Source organism: Streptomyces sp. P9(2023) (assembly GCF_032436795.1).
Lineage (GTDB): Bacteria > Actinomycetota > Actinomycetes > Streptomycetales > Streptomycetaceae > Streptomyces.
This window is the reverse complement of the sequence record NZ_JAUPWM010000884.1, coordinates 1-233: the sequence shown is the minus strand read 5'-3', so window position 1 is coordinate 233 and position 233 is coordinate 1. Positions and strand designations below refer to the sequence as shown.

At 42.9% G+C, this 233-nt stretch carries 1 pseudogene; it reads right to left on the bottom strand.

Features of this window, described 5'->3' with window-relative positions:
- Positions 1 to 233: pseudogene (locus Q5762_RS39795) on the bottom strand (serine recombinase); the annotation flags it as partial.

Genomic DNA, 233 nt, shown 5'->3' with positions numbered 1-233 from the left:
GTCTACCTTGATATTTTCCCAAAGCTTTCGCCTTTTCTATCCCTTGCGCCTGACGCTTTTGTCGAGTTTCATAATCATCTCTGGCCATTGCAGCGGCCAGGTCAATCATAAATTCTGTCAGCACTTTTGATATCATCGAGTTTTCAGCTATCCCATTTAAAATGGAATGCGTCATTGGCTGATCAAGAACGACGATATGAATGCCCGCATCAACTAATTGATGTTTGAGCAGC